Here is an 18,479-nt window from a genome sequence, read left to right as displayed (position 1 = left end):
CCTGTCCGAAGAGACGGCCACCCGGTATGGAATGACCTTTCCAGGATCATCGGTGGCGCAAAATTGGAATGTCAATTCCAACTTGGGTAGCGTGGGCACATGAGCGCACCAATGAAGGCCGGAGAGCCGAAGGAGCAGCGGCTCACCAAGGGCGGCCGCAAGACCCGCGAACGCATCATCGAGACCGCTGCGGAACTGATGTTCCACCACGGCGCGAGGGGCACGAGCATCCCTGACATCCAGGCGGCCGCCGGGGTCAGCGCGTCACAGATCTACCACTACTTCGGCGACAAGCAGGGCTTGGTCCTGGCGGTCATCGACCACCAGACGGACGCCCAGCTCGCCCGGCAGCGTCCGCTGCTGGACAGCCTGGACAGCATCGAGGCCCTGCGCGAGTGGTGCGACAGGGCAGGGAACCGCCAGGACGCCAGGGGATGCGAAGGCGGCTGCGAGATCGGCTCGCTCGCCAGTGAACTCGCCGACAGTGACCAGTCGGCACGGGCCGGACTCGTCTCCGCCTTCGACCGGTGGGAAGGCCCCATCAGGTCGGGACTCGCACGCATGCAGGCGCGCGGCGAGCTGAGCGAGCGCGCTGACACCGCCGCGCTCGCCACCGCTCTGCTGGCCGCCATCCAGGGCGGCATGCTGCTGTCCCAGGTCCGCCGGTCGAGCACCGCCTACCGGCAGGCCGTGTCAGCGGTGATCGACCACATCGAGAGCTACCTCGTCCGGTAGCGACTTGGGTGTGTCGGCTCGCCGCCGACATCCATGCCCGGCGTGCCCGGCGTGCCCGGCGTGCCCGGCGGGGGCCGTGCGGAGCGCGACCGGTGCCCGGTGCCCGGGGCCCGGTGCCGGGGCGCGTAGCCACGCCCCGGCCGCCCCTGCCGGGATCAGGTCGTCGACGGCTTCCCGGCCGACGGCTTCTCGATCGACGGCCTCTCGCGGAGGGCGTCGACGACCCCGCGTTCCAGGACCGCCGACTTACTGAGCAGGGTGCCCTTCTCACCCATGGTGGTGTCCCGGGTGAGGTAGGTGCGCCGGCCCAGGTACTCCAGGGTGGTCGAGTCGGAGATCCAGGTGGTGCGCCGGCCGGTCCGGGTGTCGTCGCGGGCCACGCCGATCCCGTGCCGGCCGGCCGCGTCCACCGCGTCGGAGTCCACGGTCACGCCGGGGATCTTCGCCGCCGCCTTGGAGAGGGCGGCCGCGGTCTTCGGCGGCATCAGCTCCGGCAGCAGCTCACCGATGGCGTCGAAGACGTCCTGGGCCTGGTCCCGGTCCTCGGCCGGAGTGTCGCGCGAGTCCTGGTCCCGGGTGACCTCGGTGGTGAGCCGCCGGAGCAGGGCGTCGGGGTCGGTGGGCAGCGAGGCCAGCCACGTGTACGTCGGCCGGTTCAGGCCCGCCGGGTAGCCGACGGGGGTCTCGCCGTCCGGGACCCCGACCGTGATCGGGCCGTACGAGCCGTCCTGGTGGATCAGGCCGACATCGATCACCGGCCCCGCCTTCTGTGACGTCCAGACCTCACGCTCGCTGGGCTTGCCCAGCTTCAGCGGGCCACCGAGTTCGCCCTCGCTCCCGGTCTCCAGTGTCCTGACGTACACGAACTGATCGTCCGTTACCTTCTGTCCGTCGCTCCGGGAGGCGACCGAGGCGATCCGGTCCAGCAGCACGGCCGCGCCACGTGGCGTCGTGGGATCGGCGCTGCGGCCCGCGGTGGACGGTGCCGGGGCGCGGTCCTGACCGGTCATGGCGAGCGTGGTCAGTAACGCTCGGCGGTGCACGTCACCGTCCTCTGGGACGACCGGTGTATCCGCGGGGCTCCGTGCTCCGCAGCCGGCCGGGTTCCTGGGAGGACCAGATGAAGGACGCGTTGCTCGTCGCCATCGCTGCCGTCACAGCGGAGCAGACGTTGCGGTACCTGATCCCCTGGGCGGCACGAGCCGTCCGCAGGTGGTGGCAGGGCCCGTCGAGCTAGTGCTCTGACCGCGTAGGTTCGCCGGGTTGATGGTCTGAGCCGAGGCACGATAGGCGTCACCAAGGCAGGTTGGTTGTCACTTCGCGTCGGTGCCTGGTCCGGCGTGGTGGCGGTAGGGCGTCTGCCACCACAGTGCTGCTTCCTGACGAGGCGTCATAGGTCCGGGAGCGCGGAGCCTCAGTGCCCGAGCGCCGTCCTGCGCAGGGATCGCTCGGCGATCCGGGCAGCCAGTGACGCGGGCAGCAGGCGACCGAATACGAAGGTCTGGAAGCCGTTGAGACCGCCATCGACAACTGCCGGGCCCCGGCTGCGCAAGGCAGACATCACGGTGTCCGCGACGGAACCGGGCTCGCGCTTGCCCGGCATGTGCCGCGTGTTCATCGCAGTGTCGGTGGGGCCGGGGCTGACCGCCACGACCCGCACCCCCGTCGCCTTCGTCTCGGCCCACACCGCCTGGGTGAAGGAGAGCACGAACGCTTTCGAGGCCGCATATGCGGCCACATACGGAGCGGGTGCGTACGCACCGGTGCTCGCGATGTTGACGACAGCCCCCCGCCCCCGCGCGACCATCGCGGGCAGCAAGAGCGCTGTCAGCTCCGCCATCGCGCCGACATTGAGGTTGACCAGGCCCCGAAGCCGCGCGGGATCGCTGTTGGCGACCGGCCCCATCAGGCTGGCGCCGGCATTGTTGACCAGCACGTCGACCTCGGTTCCCGAACCCGTCAGCCACTTGGCCAGCCGAGCTGGAGCACTCTGCTGCGACAGGTCCAGCGCGAGCGTCGACACCTGGGCCCCGTACTCGGCGTGCAGCCGCTCGGCCGCCGCCTCCAGGCGGGCGCCGTCCCGTGCGACCAGGACCAGGTGCATGCCCTGTTCGGCCAGCCGCTCGGTGATCGCGGCCCCGATGCCTGTCGCGGCACCGGTCACGACAGCAACACCCTGCATCGTCTCTTTCTTCGACTTCATGCCCGGAACGGTAAACTCTGACATTAACGTCAATGTCAAGCCTGGCCCGGCGGAGGAGAGAGTATGCGCATCGGAGAACTCAGCAGAGTCACCGGGGCCAGCACCCGTTCGCTCCGGTACTACGAGGGCCAAGGGCTGCTCTCCAGCGACCGCCGCTCCAACGGATACCGGGACTACGGCGAGGAGGCCGTACGCCAGGTCGCCTTCATCCAGGACCTCTACCGCGCGGGACTGCCCTCCCAGATCATCCGGGACATTCTCCCTTGCACCGCACCGACGCCTCCCGAAGGCGAGTGCACCCAACTCCTGGCCCGCGTCCGGCAGGTCCGCGACGAACTCGCCCGTCAAGAGCAGCAGATCACTCAGCGCCGCGAGATGCTCGACCGCTACCTCTCGGGCACGGCGACCCCGGCCGGCCTCGGCGGCCAACCCGTCTGCTCCGCCTGAAGCGACTGACATCTGGTGTCCGATCAAGCCAGGAAAACCTGGCGTTGGTGCGTCATCCCGACGAACTGCGAGACGGCTGAACACTGGAGTCGATGACTCCCGTCATGCTTAGCGCGCTACTGCTGACAGGCAGCGCGCCAATCCGGTGACAATCACCGTGCTTCGCTCGGCCAAGGTCGCAGGTCACCGACTGCTGCTCGTGACACCTATCGTGCTTCGGCACATGGTCGTGGCGGTTGGATGTGGGGTGACATCCGATCCGATCGCTGGAGGCGCGGTGGCCGAGCCTGTCCGTGTGCGCAGACTGACCGACCAGGAGGGGCAGAAACTGCAGCAGATCGTGCGCCGTGGCAGCACCAGCTCAGTTCGCTACCGGCGGGCGATGATGCTGCTGGCCTCGGCCGGCGGGAACCGCGTGCCGGTGACCGCCCAACTGGCGCAGGCCGATGAGGACACCGTCCGCGACGTGATCCACCGGTTCAACGAGATCGGCCTGGCCTGCCTGGACCCTCAGTGGGCGGGAGGCCGTCCCCGCCGACTCAGCCCTGACGACGAGGACTTCGTCATCCAGACGGCCACCACCCGCCCGACCAAGCTCGGCCAGCCCTTCACCCGCTGGTCCCTGCGCAAACTCGTCGCCTACCTGCGCAAAGTCCACGGCCGGATCATTCTCATCGGCTGCGAGGCATTACGGGACCTGCTCGCCCGCCGTGGTGTCACCTTCCAGCGCACCAAGACGTGGAAGGAGTCACTGGACACCACGCGAGACCGATCAGTACGGAACAGGGGGCGCGGGCACGTCTCACGGGTCCGTGAGACGCACCGAACAGCGAGGGAGCCCGCACCCGTCACCGGGCGTCCGGGCGCGGGCAAGTCCAGCCTTGCACAGCCCGTCGCCCACCTGCTCCGTGCCGGCACAGCCTGAGCCTGCACACGCTCTGACATCCAGCAATCGGATAGGTCATCCGTTTGTGCTAGCGTCCCACTTAAGCGGATGGCCTATCCGATTATTTGGATGGAGGCGTTCATGGCGAAGACAGCCGTGGTCACGGCCGGCACAGGCGGCATCGGTCTGGAGACGGCACTGGGGCTGGCCGCCGCGGGATTCGCCGTCACTGTGATCGGTCGCGACGCCGGCCGGGGCGCCAGGGCAGTCGAGCGGATCAACGCGGAGCAACCCGCGCACCCCGGCCGGTTCCTCTCCGTCGACCTGGCTTCGCTCGACCAGGTCCGCGCGCTGGCCGACACGCTCGCCGCCGAGCACGCGGCGTCGGGGGGACCGTTGACGGTGCTGGTCAACAACGTGGGGGCGATGTTCGCCCGGCGGCAGCACATCGACGGCGTCGAAGCGTCGTTCGTGGTCAATCACCTGTCGCCGTACCTGCTGACCGAGCTGCTGCTGCCCACGCTCACGGCCGGGGCACCCAGCCGGGTCGTGAACGTGACCTCGGCCGCGGTCGCCGCCGCCAGGCGCGCGTTCGACGACATCGAGCCGCCGGGCGGCTACTACGGCTTCCACTGGTACGGGCGTGCCAAGCTGGCCAACCTCGCCTACACGCTCGACCTGGCGAAGCGGCTGGAGGGAACGGGCGTGTCGGTCTTCGCCGCCGATCCCGGTGGCGCCGCGACCGACATGACCAACGGCACCATGACCGACCCGAAGATCGTCTCCCCGCCGTTGCGGCTGTTGTGGCCGCTGGTACGCCGCCTGTTCGAACGCTCCACCTCCGGCTCCGCATCCGTGGCCGCACGGCCCTCGATCACCGCCGCCACCGACCCCGCGCTGGCCGGCCGGACCGGCCTCGTCATCGGCCCCTCGGCCGATCCCGTCGCCCCGTTCCGCGCCGCGACCGGCCCCCGCATCGCCGACGCCGTGCGTCGGCTCAGCCAGGCCCACGCACCCGTGGCCACCCCAGCGAACACAGAGCACCTCGGATGAGCCCCGGGCCCGACGCCGGCCGTACGACCAGTGCAACCCCACCCCACCGCCGCCCCACCCCCACCGCCGCCCATTCACTCCTTCTCGCACGAGGGCACCCCTCATGACCACCGCAGACCCGACGACCCAACCCCCTGCACCCGCACCGAGCACGGCTCCGGCACCGGCCTCCTCCTGGCCCATGGCGCAGGCGGCGGCATCGCGGCCGACTTCGGGCCGATCATGGACGGTCTCGCCGCGCGGCACACCGTCGCCGGCGTCGACCACCCCGGCTCGGGTGCCACCCCAACCCCTGCTGCGCCCCTGAAGTTCGACGACCTGGCGGACCAGCGCGTCGCCGCGGCGGACGCGGAAGGACTCGGCAGGACTCGGCACTTTCGCCGTCTGCGGATGCTCGCTGGGCGGCGCGGTCGTCCTGCGGGTGCCGCGCGGCACCGGCAGCGGGTCACCGCGCTCCTGCTGAGCGCGGCCCCCGCCCGCCCGGAAACGCCCGCATATGATCACCTGACCGGCCCGCGAACCAAGACGAGCAACCTGGACACTTGCCATGACGACCGCACCGCTGCGCAAGGACGCCGCCCGCAACTGGGAACGGATCGTCGCGATCGCCCGTGCCCTGGTCGACCAGGGCACCCCCCTGCAGCTCAACGATGTCGCACACCGGGCCGGCCTCGGGGTCGCCACCGTCTACCGGCACTTCCCCACCCCCGAGGCACTACTGGAGACCGTCGCCGCCCCCTGCCTCGAAGACCTCGTCGGCCATGGCAAGCAGGCCCTGGCCGACGTCGACCCCTGGCGGGCGCTGCAGGGCTTCCTGTCCCGCGTCCTCGAAGCACAGCTCACCGATGCCGCCCTGCCCCCGGTCGCCTCCGCCGCCGTGGACGCCCTGCCGCGGACCACGGAACTCAAAGAGTCACTCGCGTCGGCCGGCACCGAGCTCCTCGACCGGGCCCGTGACGCCGGAGCCGTCCGCCCGGACCTCGCCGCCCGCGACCTGGTCCCGCTCATGTGCGGCATCGCCCATGCCGTGAACGTCCACGGCGGCACCCCCACCGACAGGACCCAAACCGCCCGCCGCTACCTTGACACCCTGCTCGAAGGCATGCGCCCCGCGCCGTCGGACGCGTGACGTCCCAGACCACGTTTTCTTCAGGAACGGTCAGGACCTGCACGGACGGTCATCCTTGCCCGCCCGGCAGCGGGGAACTCGATCCCTCCGTCGTCGGCGGTGCGTCCCTGTACCCACTTGGTGTTGACGCCGTTGAGGTCGGCCCTGCCGACGGCGACGGTGCCCCATTCTCGGCCGCCGTTCTTGCGGACGGTGATCCCGGACTGGGGGAACTCGATCCGTCCGCGGCCGCCGTCGCGGTCGCCGGCCCACTTGGTGTTGAGACCGTTGACGTCGACCTTGCCGGCGCTGAGGGTGCCCCGGTCCTGGGTACCGTCCTTGTGGACGGTTGCCCCGGGCTGGGAGAACTCCATCCAGCCTTTACCGGCGTCGCGGCTGCCCGCCCAGGTGGTGTTGACGCCGTCCACGTCGGCCCGCGCGGCCTTGACGACGCCCGGCGTGCTGTTCTGGCCGTACTGCACATCGACGCCGCCGTCCGGGAAGGAGATCCGGCCCGCATCGGCGGTCCGCCCCTGAACCAGAGTGGTGATCACCGAGTCCACGTCGGCCTTGTCGGCCCGCAGCCTGCCCAAAGCAGGGTGATTCTGGTCTTGGATCTCCACGCCGTCCCGGGTGAAGACGGCGCGGCCCTTGCGCACCGTTCCCTCGATCCACGATATGCGCGTACCGCCTTCGAACTCGGGGATGCTCGCGTGGACGGTCGTGGTGAGGAGATATCCCCGCTGGTGAGCACCGCCGGGCGCTTTGGCTGTCAGGGTGTATGTGGTGCCGCGCTTGGGAGCAAAGGAAGAATTTGACCAGTAGGTCGCGCATGCCGGCCTTCGGCCTGCTCGGCGTCGCGCCTGCGGCTCCAGTCCCGCTCTCCCAGTCGCCTGATCCTCCAGGCAGGCAGCGGGTGGCGGGCCTCCGTGACGATGAAGTGCGCCATGTCGGCCAGCATGCGTCGAACAGCTGAGATAGGGACGACCAGATCGTCCCATTGGTTGTAGTTTGCGTGAAGGCGAACCTGATCGTCGGAGACGCGCTCCAGAACACAGCTTTCCACGCCCAGTAGTAGCTCGTCGCCGGCCTCGATCTTGAGCCATTGCAGAAGGGCAGACGAGACTGCCCAGTCAGGCCCACACTGGTCAACGAATTCCTCCGCTGCCCATCGCAAAGCCTGTGGCGTGTCCTCGGGGGCCCTGATCAGAATCCTGCCGAAGACGGGAGGATGCGTCGTGCCGTCCTCGCTCACGTCAACGGCGGGAATCTCCTCCAGGCCGAAGATCCAGGCACTTTCGGAGGAACTGGCAGCGTTGTTCACATGGTTCATCCGCACGACGATGCCACGCCTGTCGCGGCGCGCAGCCCACGAGGATCCCGAAGTGCCCCGCTCATGATCGTGTGACGAGCTCGTAGGCTTGTTTGTCAGGTCAGCGGTGCCGGCGAACTGCGACAGCTCCACATCGATGTAGTCCCAGCGCACCGCACCGTGGCGTGGTGATTGTCGGAGACGAGGATGTGCACCGTCGCCACGGGCGGCTCTCCGGGGAGCGACGCCTGGAGCGACGTCGGATCCGTGATGATCTCGTAGTGCGGCAAGGACGGCACAGGACGGACTCCCTGCCTCTGCGACTCACACGAAACGGGCAAAACGCAACAGGGACCGACAGGCTCATTGGACTGCAGGGGCCGCCCCGCATTCCGAGGGTCATGATCGTGCATTCTGGCCCATACCGGACCTGTCTCCGGCCGGAACCCCAGTGGCCAGTGACCGGGTCGGCCTGTGGAGCTACCGCACGGAATCACGTCCCTGGAAGCAGGCGCTGCCCGGGTCCGCGCGGTGAGCCAGGACGGAACATCACCACCTTCGCCGACGGCGGCGGATCCCTTGAGGACGGCCCCGCCCACGCCGCCTGGCTCTGCGACCCCGAGGTGGTGGCGGCCCGTGGTCCGTTCCCGCTCGGCCCTGGAGTCCTGGCTCAGACGCCAGCCGCAAACCGGCCGGGTGAGGGGGGCGGAGTGCCGGGCCACGCGCGTGCCGTTGGCCGGCCCGCACGCCATGGCCCGGCCGACTGTCCTTTCAGTCCAGGTCGGACATGTCGAGCACGAGGCGGTAGCGGACGTCGTTTCGCCGGAGACGGTCGAGTGCCGCTTCCACCTGTGACGACGGGAGTACTTCGATGTCGGCGGCGACGCTGTTGTCGGCGCAGAACTGGAGCATCTCGGCTGTCGCCAGGCGGCCTCCGCTACCTGCGGAACTGAGCTTCTTGCGGCCGATGAGCAGGTCCGTGGCCTCGACGGTGACGGTGCCCAGGTGTCCGAGGAGGCTGAGGGTGCCGTCCATCGCCACCAGCTTCAGATACGGGGCGAGGTCGTGAGGGGCGGAGATGGTGTCGATGACGACGTCGAAGGTGTCGCGTGCCGTGGCCATCTGCCGGCTGTCGGTGGAGGCGATGAGGTCGTGAGCGCCGAGCTCGCGGGCGTCGTCGCGCTTGCCCTGGGTGCGGCTGATGACGGTCGTGGTGGCGCCGAGTGCCACGGCCATCTTGACCGCGAGGTGGCCCAGGCCGCCGAGCCCGGCCACGGCGACGCGACTGCCGGGGCCCACGCCGAGGGAGCGCAGGGGTTCCCAGACGGTGACGCCGGCGCACATCAGCGGGGCGGCTGCGGCCGGGTCGAGGCCGGAGGGGAGCGGGTAGGCGAAGGTGTCGCGCACGACGTACTCGCGGGAGTAGCCGCCCAGGGTGGTCGACCCGTCCTGCCGGTCGGTGCCGCCGTAGGTCAGAGTCGGGAAGGAGTGGCAGAAATTCTCCTGTCCGGCTTCGCACATGGCGCACACGCCACAGGAGTCGACGATGTTGCCCACCGCGACGCGGTCGCCGACCGAGAAGGTGGTCACCTCCCGTCCGATCCCGGCCACCACGCCGGTGAATTCGTGACCGGGCACCAGGGGCGCTTTCGTGTGCTGGCCGTAGGTGTGCAGGGCGTGCAGGTCGCTGTGGCACACGCCGCAGTAGTCGACCTGCACCGCGATGTCATCCGGGCGCAGGTCACGGCGCTCCAGCGACGTGCGCCGCAGCGCCGTCGGGCCGGCCGCCCGCCAACCGGTGGTCGTTCGCATACTCACTCCTTAAACAGACTGTTCGGTCTGCCGAAGACTAGGTGCGGCCGCACCCCAAGGCAAACCAACTGTTCTGTTTGGTAGGCTGCGGGCATGCCGGAACAGCCCCAGACCTCGCGAGGCGCCGCGACCTACCAGCGCATCCTGGACGCCGCCACCGAAGAGTTCGCCCAGCACGGCATCGCCGGGGCGCGCATCGAACGCATCGTGACGGCAGCGCGCACCAACAAGGCACAGCTCTACGCCTACTTCGGCGACAAAGAGCGACTCTTCGACGCGATCTTCCTCAGCTCGCTGGAGCGCATCACCAACGTCGTGCCCATCGACGCCGACGATCTCGCGGGGTGGGCCGTTCGCCTCTACGACGAATACCTGCGCCGCCCCGACCTCATCCGGCTGGCGACCTGGACACGACTGGAGCGCCGGCCTGCCGGGCACCTCGTCGAGACCCACCAGCACTACGACGACCGCAAGCTCACGGCCATCGCCGAGGCCCAGGCCGCCGGGCGGGTCCGCGCAGGTGACCCGTTCGACATCATGGCCATGGTCATCGCCATGTCCATGGCCTGGTCACCGGTCAGCAACGTATATGCGGCCAGCAGACAAGAACCCGATGACGTGCATGACCAGCGCCGCACCCTGCTCCGCGACTGCGTCCAGAGCGCCACCGCGGCCGGCGGAGGCGACGCATCCCCCTCATGACTGCCCCCACCCCTCCTGGTGACGCTCACGCACGATGCGGGCCGGCATCAGCCCTGGCTTGGTGTACTCCTTCGCCGCCGGCAAGGAGGGCCTGTTCGAGGCCGTCTACGAAGCGATCGCCGAGCAGACCGTGAACGCGGTCCCCGTCGACGCCGACGACCTGGCCGAATACGCCGGCCGCCTGCACGACGCCGGGCAGCAGAACCCCCAGGCCATGCGCTTCCTCACGTGGTACGCACTGGAAAGCACCGAACGGTCGGCGCCCGACATCGTGGCCCGCTCGATGCAAGACAAGATCGCCTCCATCGAGGCCGCCCAGCAACGCGGCAGCGTCCGGCGGGACAAGCCGGCCGCGGAGATCCTGGCGCTCGTCCTGGCACTCGCGAACATGTGGCAGCACCACACGGAGGACGTCAACGCCCTGGTCCCACCCGCACGTCAGCGCGCAACGATCACCGATGCCGTACGCCGCCTCGTCACCCCGGACCAGCCTGCTGATCGCTGAGGGCGTCACCGCAAGCCCTCGACGTCTCGCCGTTGCCGACTGCGCACGTGATGTTGCACGGCCAGGGCCGCACCCCGCGCGTGGCCGCCATCCCGGCAGCGGACCGTCAGCTCCTCGACCGCTGCCGGCCGCTCGACGGCGGTCACGGCGCCCCGGCTGTTGCGGACTCAGCACACGCGCTTCTGGGAGAAGCTGCCGAGCAGGAATCGCAGTGAGCCTCCACCGACTTGAAGCCGCAGGTCAAAGGACTGGTGTGACGGTTCTACGGGGATACTCATGCTGGTGGTGGGCGGGAGCCTGCGAAGTAGACCGTCTGACGGGTCGGTCGACTCTCAGTATCTGGTGGCGGCCTCGCCGCGCTCAGGCTCGGATCTCCCACTCAAGGGAGCCACGGCCCAACTGATCCTTGGAGTTCGTGGGCCAGTAATGCAGGAAGGGGGTGCCTGTCTCCAAGGCGTCGCACAGAGCTCGGAAGAGCTCTGTCAGACCTGTGGCCCAGAATGTTCCGTCCAGGTCTCCCGATCCGATGCCCATCTCATACACATGCCCATATGAAGGCCCGGGGCGGTGGTCGATAAGGGCGACCCCGCCGTCGTTGGGAAGAGCGAACGGTACACATCGATGTAGGTTCGCAGCCAGCTCCTCTTCGTCCGCCTCCTCTTCGTCCGCCGATCCCGCTTCGATGAAGTCCTCGCTGACCTCGACGAGCACGTCGTGCATCATCGCGATGTCGTCCACACTGCACAGCTGATGTTGCAAAGGTAGAAACGCCCCAGCAGGCCGACCCACGCGAGGGCTCGGGACGGCTACAGATTCAGCGACTCCATCGTGCAGGTCCAAGAGTGCCTTCAGCTCTGGGTGCAGGGCGAAGCCCAGCCGTGATTCCAGCTCGGCCTGCCGCTCGCGTCCCGCCGGCCTCTGCAACGCTGTTTGGTCGGAGGGCGAGTGCGTCGTAAGCCACGATTCGAAGCGAGTCCATTCACGATGGAACGCGGCAAGATCTATCTGTGCCATGAGGCGAAGACAGACGGCTGCACCGACAACGAGACCTCACACACCGCTGGCAGCCCTGGCCTGCAAGAGTCCAGCAACATCTCCCAAAGGGCCGTCCCACTGGACGCCAAACTCGTACTGACAGACCCTGGAGCGCAGCTGCGCACGCCTCAAGAGCGTGCCCACGTCCCCACGCCTCCGGCAGGAGCATGTAACTGAGCGAGGTCCCCCCCGGCATCAGGACGGACGTGCCCCGGACGGGGTGGCGGCATCGCCGAGGAACACCATGGCTTCCCGCAGATACACGCGTTCGGAGCCGGCCTCCTGGCCGAGGCCGGCTCCGAACTTCTCGCGGGGGAGGCGGGGGCCTCCTGGTTTCACGAGCAGACGGTGTCGTTCTTCGGGACCGTCCCGCCGAGCAGGTACTCGTCCACCGCCTTGGTCAGGCACTTGTTGACCCCGTAGGTGCCGTGTCCCTCGCCTTCGACGGTGACGTGGACACCGACTCCCTCACCGAGAGCGTCCGCCATCTTCTTGGCACCCTCGTAGGGGGTGGCCGGGTCACCGGTGTTGCCGATGACGAGAATGGGGTCCGCGCCGTCGGCCTTCACGTCAACGGTGGAGGCGTGGCCCGCCACGGGCCAGTCGGTGCATCCGAGCAACATCCAGGCAGTCGCGTCGCCGAACACCGGGGAGGCCTTGCGGAACTCGGGAAGTTTCCGGCGCACGTCCTCGACGGTGAAGCGGTCCTTGCTGTCAGCGCAGCTCACCGCGGTATTGGCGAAATTGGCGTTGGAGTACGCGCCGTCGGGAGTGCGCTCGAAGTACGAGTCGGCGAGCCACAGCAACCCGTCGCCTTCTCCCGCCTTGGCCTCCTCCAGGGCAGTGCTGAGCCATGACCACATGTCCTGGCTGTAGAGAGAGGCGATGATGCCCATTACTGCCTGACTCTGCGTCAGGGAGCGGTCGCCCTCCGTCAGGGGCAGCGGTTCGGCGTCCAGACCCTTGAGCAGATCGGTGACCTCCTTCTCCCCCTGAGCGGGGTTCTTCCCCTCGAAGAAGCACTCTTCCTGCTTCACGCAGTCCTTGAGGAAATTCTGCAGCGCGCTGTCGAACCCCTCCGTCTGGCTCAGGAGACTCTCCGCATAGTCCTCGGTGGGGTCGACCACAGCGTCGAAGACGGTCCGTCCGACGTTCTTCGGGAACAAGTGGGCGTAGACACCGCCGAGCTGTGTTCCGTAGGAGACACCGAAGTAGTTCAGCTTGTCGTCGCCGAGGACCTGGCGCATGAGGTCGAGATCGCGTGCGGCCTCCTGCGTGCCGACGTACTCCAGCACTCCGCCCGAGTTGCTCTTGCACGCCCGGGCGTAGACGCTGCCGCCGACGGTGAGTGCCTTTTCCTCCACCGCGTCGTCCGGCGTCGAGTCCTGGGCCAGCCAGGCGTCCATAACCTTGTCGTCCAGGCACTTCACACCAGCACTCCCCCCGACTCCCCGCGGGTCGAAGCTGACCAGGTCGTAGCGCTTGTGGAGCTCCAGGTACTCGTCGGCTGCGAAGGCGGGAAGCGTGGATACCCCGGAACCTCCGGGGCCACCGAAGTTGAAGACCAGGGATCCGAGGCTCTCCTTGCCGGATTTCTTCGCGGCCTTCGCCCGGATGAGGGCGATGTCAATCGTTCTACCGTCAGGTTTCGCGTAGTCCAGAGGCGCCTTCATGCCGGCACACTCCCATTGTGTGCCGTCCGGCAACGCCTCAGGTTCATCGCCGCCGCCCTGGGCCTTGGACGGAGCGGAACATGCGGCCCAGTCCAGCTTCTGCTCACTGAGAGCAGCGGGGACTGCGGGGACTACGGGGGCCCCGGTGGCCCCGGTGGCCCCGTCCACGGCGGCATCGGCCCCGGGATCGCAGGCGGTGCTGGTGGCTACCGCGAGTACAGCGAACGCGGCCAGGCTTATGACGGCCCGGGACGAACGGTGATGGGACATGCTTTCTGCCGATCTGAGGTCGTTGTCAACGAGTCAAGGAGTCAAGCGTGATGGAACCGGAGACCAGGACGATGACGGCATCGGTTCGCTCCATGCCTCGATCCTTCCGGCCCGAACCCCCTGACACGTCGACCACCAGAAGGAACCTCGCCTAGGTCGTGCGAACTAGCCTCGATCTTTCGTGAGGGTCCGCCGACGGAGTCGGTGGGCCCTCACGCCTTCCGGACAGATCCGTCGAGTAACGACTACGCAGGCCGCACCCTTCAGCCCTGGCGCATGATGTAGCCGACGTGGTGCAGTTCGTCTCCGCGGAAGTAGCCCACGGCCCAGAAGCCGAGGTCATCCAGGTAGTCGATGCGGTCGCCGTCGATCCAGTACCGCCCCTGGTAGGCGTGCGGCCGTCCACCCCGTGTCTCGTCGTAGCGGCCGTCGGCGGTGAGCTCCTGGTGAAGGAAGTCGTCCTGGCAGATCCAGACGCCGACCCGCGGGCTGCCGGTCAGGTCCGGTGAGGCCGGGATGCCCACGGCGGGCGCGGTGGCCCGGCCGGGGGCGTCCTTGCCGGCCCACAGCACGGGACGGCCGGCCGCGATCAGTGCGTGGATTCGGTCCGGTCGGGACGTCAGGGTGGCCAAGGCGCTCTGCACATCGGCGGCGAGCTCGTCGGGCACCACCAGCAGGTCGCTGGTGTTGCCCGGAGTCAATGTCGCGACATGCTCCGAGCGCTGACCACGGCCGCCGGCCAGCGCGACGGCGTCCACGACGGCGGGGACGATGGTCAGTCCCGTGGAGTCGACGACGATGGCATTGTCGTCATGCGCCGCGGTGAACAGAGACGGGCCGACCGCCACGATCAGCGAGCCGACGAACAGGATGTCGGCTCCGGTCATGGTCCCGATCAGCGGGTCCATGGTCAGGATGCGGGCGTTGGTGAACAGGACGGGGCGTCCCGCCTCATTCGAGAGGATCTCGTCGAGGGCCTTGGAGTTCCAGCCCGCGATGTCTGTGTCAGTGGTGTTCATCGCCTGCTCCTCAGGTGAGCTCAGGTCGGTCGGTGTGAGCGTTGCGCCGAGTGCGCTGCTACGGGCCGGACGGGTGGTTGATGACCCCGGGCGGCTTCCGCACCATCAGCCTCGGTGCTTTCCGGCATGGGAACCAGGCCGCCCTGGCCCCAGGTTCACCGCACCCACGACGTGCCACCCGGTGCGACGATGAGCGAGGAGATGTCCCCGGACGGTGGGCCCAGAAGGCGGGTGGGTGATCACGGCCCCGTGAACGGTGGGTACACGGCTCTCAGGAAGCTCTCGCCCGGGAGGACGGCTATCTGGTCGCGTCCCGCCGCAGGACGGAGGGTAGAGCCATGACCAGCAACGACACCCCCGCCCACGATCCACACGCGTACGTCGGTATGGGGGTATCCGCGGACGGCCGCATCCGTCAGGAACTGCTCCCGAACGGCCGCTACGACGAGGCCCGGGGCAACCGCCAAAGCACCTACACCGGCCGCTAAACCGTCACCGGCAACCACCTCGACTACGTCGACGACACCGGCTTCACCGCCACCGGCGACGTCCGCGACGGCATCCTCCACCACGAGCACCTCGTCCTCTACCGCCAGGACGACACACACGCCCGGCACCGGCAGGTAACCCGGCCATGACCAAGAGCCGATCGCAGATGACCCGAGCCGCCACCACCAAACCCGCGAACGCCCGCTCTCACGACAGCAGCACAGCCGTCGAGCCCCGGCCGAACAGGCCGAACAGGCCGGCCAGTCCGCGAGCCCACCCGCACAGGACCACGACGCCGGGCCTTGCCCTGTGGTCTGGAACCCGGATTATGTGGCTTCGGCCGGCGTCGTTGATGGTCCTCGGAGGGCTCGCGCGCAGGGGATCGGGCGGTGTTGTCTGAGAGGCACCCCGCCACGTGTGAGCCCAGGCAGGCGCTGCACGGAGCGCGCGCCAACCGGTCGTGTTCGAGGTGCTCGGGGGCGGGGCGCCTTGGGGCAGGTGTAACACGACTGCCGGACGGGGATTGTTTCGTCACGTGCACTTGGTCTGTACGGTGATGCGCCCCCGACCTTTAGCAAGTTCCCACCGTCCCTTATCCGCCTCGGGACCGGGTGCCGTCTGCACCCAGCGATGGAGCCGCTGTTCCTGCTGACGGCGGAGGCACCGGGACGATGCCCTCGCCATGCTGGTGCACATGGCCGATTCACCCCTGCTCAACGCGCTCCCCTACCATCGGACGGCGCGTTACACCGGGCACCACCGCCGGTGGCGGCTGGTGCTCGAGCTGTCGCTGCTGGCCGGTGGCTGGTTCGCTCTCGTCGGTGTCGGTGTCGGTGTCGGTGTCGGTGTCTACGGCGTGGGCGTCGCCTCGGGGTTTCCCGAACGCTCGGAGGGGACGTTCGACTTCGGTGCGCTGCCGAATCTGGTGCTGGAGCTGTCCTACATCGCATTGATGCTGCCACCGGTGCTGCTTGCGGTGCGCTGGGCGGGGCGGCGTCCGGCGGGCACGGTGTCGTCGGTGACAGGGCGGTTGCGCTGTCGGTGGGTGGTTTCCTGCGCTCGCCGTGGTGCGCGGTGCTGCCGCAGGCGCTGCTGTTCGGCGCGGCGCACGGCTGGGGCACCGTGTGGGGCCTCGTGGACCTGTGCGTCTTCGGACTCGTCACGGGCCACCTCACCTTGCGCACCGGCGGGCTGGAAGCCACCGTCGCCCTGCACGCGCTGAACAACCTGGTGAGCTTCGGGCTCGCGGCCGCCCTCGTCAACGGCCTCGCCTCCGACGACACCGCGGCCGGCGCCCCGGTCCTGCTCGCCCTCATCGACATGGCCGTCACCGTCCTGTACGCCGCCGTCGTCCTCCGCCTCGCCCACCGTCACCGCCCCCAGCGGATCTCCGTGGGCGCCCCACGACCCACGCCGATGCCGTTGTACGCCACGACACCGCTGCCCGAGATCCACGTCATCCGCCGGCACTGACGACTGTCCGTGGCCGACCTGACGAACCAACAACCAAAGGGGCAACCATGTCCACTCAAGCCGCTGGTGTCCGCTTCAGCTTGCTGGGGCCTGTGATGGCGACCCGGGAGGGTGTTGCTCTTGATCTGGGTCCGCGTCAGCGGCGTGTGCTGCTGATCCGGCTGCTCATCGCCCAAGGCCGCCCCGTCAGTCTGGACCGGTTCTGCCATGACCTGTGGGAGGGTCATCCCCCAGTGCGGGCGGCGACATCGGTGCACGCGCACATCAGTCGGCTGCGTCGTGTCCTGTACTCCTCCGGGCCGTCCAAAGCGGACCCGGATGGCATCCTTGCCACGACGCCGTACGGCTATGTCCTGCACGCCGCCGACGAGGACCGGGACACCGTACGGTTCGAGCGCACTGTGACTACCGGCCGCGATCTGCTGGACGCCGGGCGACCGGAGCGAGCCGCGGAGGTGCTCGCCGCAGCCCTCACGGCTTGGCGCGGTGACGCTCTGATTGACGCCGCAGCCCTGCCCTTCGCCGCCCGGGAGAGCGCCCGCCTGACGGAACTCCGGCACGCCGCACGCGAGCTGTACGTTCGTACGCTGCTGATGTCCGGGCGACCGGACCAGGCCGTGCACACCGCGCAGAACCTGATCGCCGAAGAGCCACTGCGCGAGTCCGCCTGGGACCTACTGATGCGGTCCCTGTGGTTGTTGGGCCGACCTGCTGAGGCCATGCAGCAGTACGACCGGGTCAGTCACGTCCTGCGCGTGGAATTGGGCGTCGAGCCCGGCCCTTCGCTGCGCGGCCTCCGTCGGTCGATCCAGCAGCACGACGTGCCCCGGCTGGAGGTATTGGCCCCCTCCTTCGCCCGAGCCGCCTGTTGAACCCGCGATCATTTCGCGCAGGCTGCAGGGTTCTGCCCGGCCCCCCTATGTCCCGGCCTCATTCTGCATCAGCCGTCACGGCGAACGGGGGTCCCGCCCTCCTGCGGAATCGGCCGTCGCCCGCGCGCGGTCGTCCCGTCGTAGTGACTCGGCGGGCAATATTTCAGCAGGTCAGCGCCTGGGACGTCCCGGGATGAGGCCACTTCTGGGTCAACTGTGGCCGAACATCGCGCCGGAGGCGCAGCCTCGTTGCGGAGCTGGCTGGTGTGGTCGGTTTCGTTCATCGCACGTCAACGGAGGGGAACAGCATGCGAGCTCTCACAAAGGCACTCGTCAGTGTCACCGCTGCGGTCGGGATCGCTGCTGGCGGCCTGGCCACCGCGGGCACGGCCACGGCGGCTATGTCACCCGTCCCGCGGTCTGCGGTTGCAGCCTCGCCCGCAGCGGTGGCCGCGTACAACAACCTGGGACTCACCAGGACCCAGGCCAAGGGTATCCAGTGCTTCCTCAACATAATTCCGTGGAGCTCGGGTCTCGTCGAGGACGGATATCTCGGCCCGGCCAGCTGGGAGGCGATGCAGAGGTTTCTGAACGACGCTCGGAACGAGAACCTCGTCGAAGACGGCGTCCCGGGGCCGTTGACCATCAAGGCTCTCCAGCGCTGGCTCAAGGTCACCCAGGGCTACAGTGGCCTGATCGACGGCCTTGCGGGCCCGCTGACGCAGGCAGCGTTCGCCCGCCAGGGCACATACAGCTACAACATGTGGTGCTAACTGGCTCTAACAAAAGCTGCTGATCATGAGACTCGCGGCCTGCTGTCTCGTAAGTCTGGTTATGGGAAACCGTCAGTCGCGGCCGTGGATCGTGTCGGACGAACTGTGGTCG

General features: G+C 68.6%; 18 protein-coding genes and 2 pseudogenes. 11 read left to right on the top strand and 9 right to left on the bottom strand.

Annotated elements, in window-relative coordinates:
* Positions 1-99 precede the first annotated feature (99 nt).
* Positions 100-735: a TetR/AcrR family transcriptional regulator gene (locus ACP4J0_RS23675; protein ID WP_426600673.1), complete on the top strand. Its 636-nt coding sequence runs from the start codon at positions 100-102 to the stop codon at positions 733-735.
* Between the two features lie 155 nt (positions 736-890).
* On the opposite strand, the gene ACP4J0_RS23670 is transcribed toward ACP4J0_RS23675, so the two are convergent.
* Both ACP4J0_RS23670 and ACP4J0_RS23665 read right to left on the bottom strand, forming a co-directional pair.
* Entirely contained in the window at positions 891-1,778 is an 888-nt protein-coding gene (locus ACP4J0_RS23670; RefSeq protein WP_426600672.1) for a CU044_5270 family protein, read from the bottom strand.
* Positions 1,779-2,149: 371 nt separating this feature from the next.
* Complete coding sequence (locus ACP4J0_RS23665) at positions 2,150-2,938, bottom strand: SDR family NAD(P)-dependent oxidoreductase (RefSeq protein ID WP_426600671.1); 789 nt, start codon at positions 2,936-2,938, stop codon at positions 2,150-2,152.
* Between the two features lie 63 nt (positions 2,939-3,001).
* Between ACP4J0_RS23665 and ACP4J0_RS23660 the strand changes: the two genes are divergently transcribed.
* The 4 genes and pseudogenes from ACP4J0_RS23660 to ACP4J0_RS23645 all read left to right on the top strand — a co-directional run bounded on the left by ACP4J0_RS23660 (position 3,002) and on the right by ACP4J0_RS23645 (position 6,453).
* Complete coding sequence (locus tag ACP4J0_RS23660; protein ID WP_426600670.1) at positions 3,002-3,385, top strand: MerR family transcriptional regulator; 384 nt, start codon at positions 3,002-3,004, stop codon at positions 3,383-3,385.
* Positions 3,386-3,662: 277 nt separating this feature from the next.
* Positions 3,663-4,155: pseudogene (locus ACP4J0_RS23655) on the top strand (helix-turn-helix domain-containing protein); the annotation flags it as partial.
* Between the two features lie 257 nt (positions 4,156-4,412).
* Positions 4,413-5,324 (top strand): SDR family NAD(P)-dependent oxidoreductase, encoded by a 912-nt coding sequence (locus ACP4J0_RS23650; RefSeq protein ID WP_426600669.1) that lies wholly within the window; start codon positions 4,413-4,415, stop codon positions 5,322-5,324.
* A gap of 547 nt (positions 5,325-5,871) precedes the next feature.
* Entirely contained in the window at positions 5,872-6,453 is a 582-nt protein-coding gene (locus tag ACP4J0_RS23645) for a TetR/AcrR family transcriptional regulator (RefSeq protein WP_426600668.1), read from the top strand.
* A gap of 20 nt (positions 6,454-6,473) precedes the next feature.
* Here the strand turns inward: ACP4J0_RS23645 and ACP4J0_RS23640 are convergent, their stop codons facing one another.
* From ACP4J0_RS23640 to ACP4J0_RS23630, 3 genes are all read right to left on the bottom strand, one after another.
* Positions 6,474-7,091: a hypothetical protein gene (locus ACP4J0_RS23640; RefSeq protein WP_426600667.1), complete on the bottom strand. Its 618-nt coding sequence runs from the start codon at positions 7,089-7,091 to the stop codon at positions 6,474-6,476.
* A 113-nt stretch (positions 7,092-7,204) separates the two neighbouring features.
* Positions 7,205-7,918: a hypothetical protein gene (locus ACP4J0_RS23635; RefSeq protein ID WP_426600666.1), complete on the bottom strand. Its 714-nt coding sequence runs from the start codon at positions 7,916-7,918 to the stop codon at positions 7,205-7,207.
* A 597-nt stretch (positions 7,919-8,515) separates the two neighbouring features.
* Positions 8,516-9,556 carry an NAD(P)-dependent alcohol dehydrogenase gene (locus ACP4J0_RS23630; RefSeq protein ID WP_426600665.1) on the bottom strand — a complete coding sequence of 347 codons (1,041 nt, stop codon included), beginning with the start codon at positions 9,554-9,556 and terminating at the stop codon, positions 8,516-8,518.
* 93 nt (positions 9,557-9,649) lie between these two features.
* On the opposite strand from ACP4J0_RS23630, the gene ACP4J0_RS23625 reads away from it, so the two are divergent.
* Both ACP4J0_RS23625 and ACP4J0_RS23620 read left to right on the top strand, forming a co-directional pair.
* Positions 9,650-10,258, top strand: coding sequence for a TetR family transcriptional regulator (locus tag ACP4J0_RS23625; protein ID WP_426600664.1), 609 nt, complete (start codon positions 9,650-9,652; stop codon positions 10,256-10,258).
* A 34-nt stretch (positions 10,259-10,292) separates the two neighbouring features.
* Positions 10,293-10,763, top strand: a complete 471-nt coding sequence (locus ACP4J0_RS23620) for a hypothetical protein (RefSeq protein ID WP_426600663.1) — start codon at positions 10,293-10,295, stop codon at positions 10,761-10,763.
* Between the two features lie 360 nt (positions 10,764-11,123).
* Here ACP4J0_RS23620 and ACP4J0_RS23615 read toward each other — a convergent pair whose 3' ends face one another.
* From ACP4J0_RS23615 to ACP4J0_RS23600, 4 genes are all read right to left on the bottom strand, one after another.
* Positions 11,124-11,777 (bottom strand): SMI1/KNR4 family protein, encoded by a 654-nt coding sequence (locus ACP4J0_RS23615; protein ID WP_426600662.1) that lies wholly within the window; start codon positions 11,775-11,777, stop codon positions 11,124-11,126.
* 216 nt (positions 11,778-11,993) lie between these two features.
* Entirely contained in the window at positions 11,994-12,137 is a 144-nt protein-coding gene (locus tag ACP4J0_RS23610; RefSeq protein WP_426600661.1) for a hypothetical protein, read from the bottom strand.
* Complete coding sequence (locus ACP4J0_RS23605; RefSeq protein WP_426600660.1) at positions 12,134-13,741, bottom strand: alpha/beta hydrolase; 1,608 nt, start codon at positions 13,739-13,741, stop codon at positions 12,134-12,136. The genes ACP4J0_RS23610 and ACP4J0_RS23605 overlap by 4 nt, the downstream gene beginning before the upstream one ends.
* A 263-nt stretch (positions 13,742-14,004) precedes the next feature.
* A complete protein-coding gene (locus ACP4J0_RS23600) occupies positions 14,005-14,760 on the bottom strand; it encodes an Atu4866 domain-containing protein (RefSeq protein ID WP_426600659.1) in 756 nt (251 codons plus the stop codon).
* Between the two features lie 338 nt (positions 14,761-15,098).
* On the opposite strand from ACP4J0_RS23600, the pseudogene ACP4J0_RS23595 reads away from it, so the two are divergent.
* The 4 genes and pseudogenes from ACP4J0_RS23595 (at position 15,099) to ACP4J0_RS23580 (ending at position 18,367) form a co-directional block, all read left to right on the top strand.
* Positions 15,099-15,398 (top strand): annotated as a pseudogene (locus tag ACP4J0_RS23595) (Atu4866 domain-containing protein).
* A gap of 892 nt (positions 15,399-16,290) precedes the next feature.
* Positions 16,291-16,722 carry a CPBP family intramembrane glutamic endopeptidase gene (locus ACP4J0_RS23590; RefSeq protein WP_426600658.1) on the top strand — a complete coding sequence of 144 codons (432 nt, stop codon included), beginning with the start codon at positions 16,291-16,293 and terminating at the stop codon, positions 16,720-16,722.
* Between the two features lie 47 nt (positions 16,723-16,769).
* Positions 16,770-17,594: an AfsR/SARP family transcriptional regulator gene (locus ACP4J0_RS23585; RefSeq protein WP_426600657.1), complete on the top strand. Its 825-nt coding sequence runs from the start codon at positions 16,770-16,772 to the stop codon at positions 17,592-17,594.
* 308 nt (positions 17,595-17,902) lie between these two features.
* Entirely contained in the window at positions 17,903-18,367 is a 465-nt protein-coding gene (locus ACP4J0_RS23580; RefSeq protein ID WP_426600656.1) for a peptidoglycan-binding domain-containing protein, read from the top strand.
* Positions 18,368-18,479 lie beyond the last annotated feature (112 nt).

Source organism: Streptomyces sp. WG7, from assembly GCF_049975785.1.
Lineage (GTDB): Bacteria > Actinomycetota > Actinomycetes > Streptomycetales > Streptomycetaceae > Streptomyces.
This window is presented reverse-complemented; position numbering and strand designations above follow the sequence as displayed.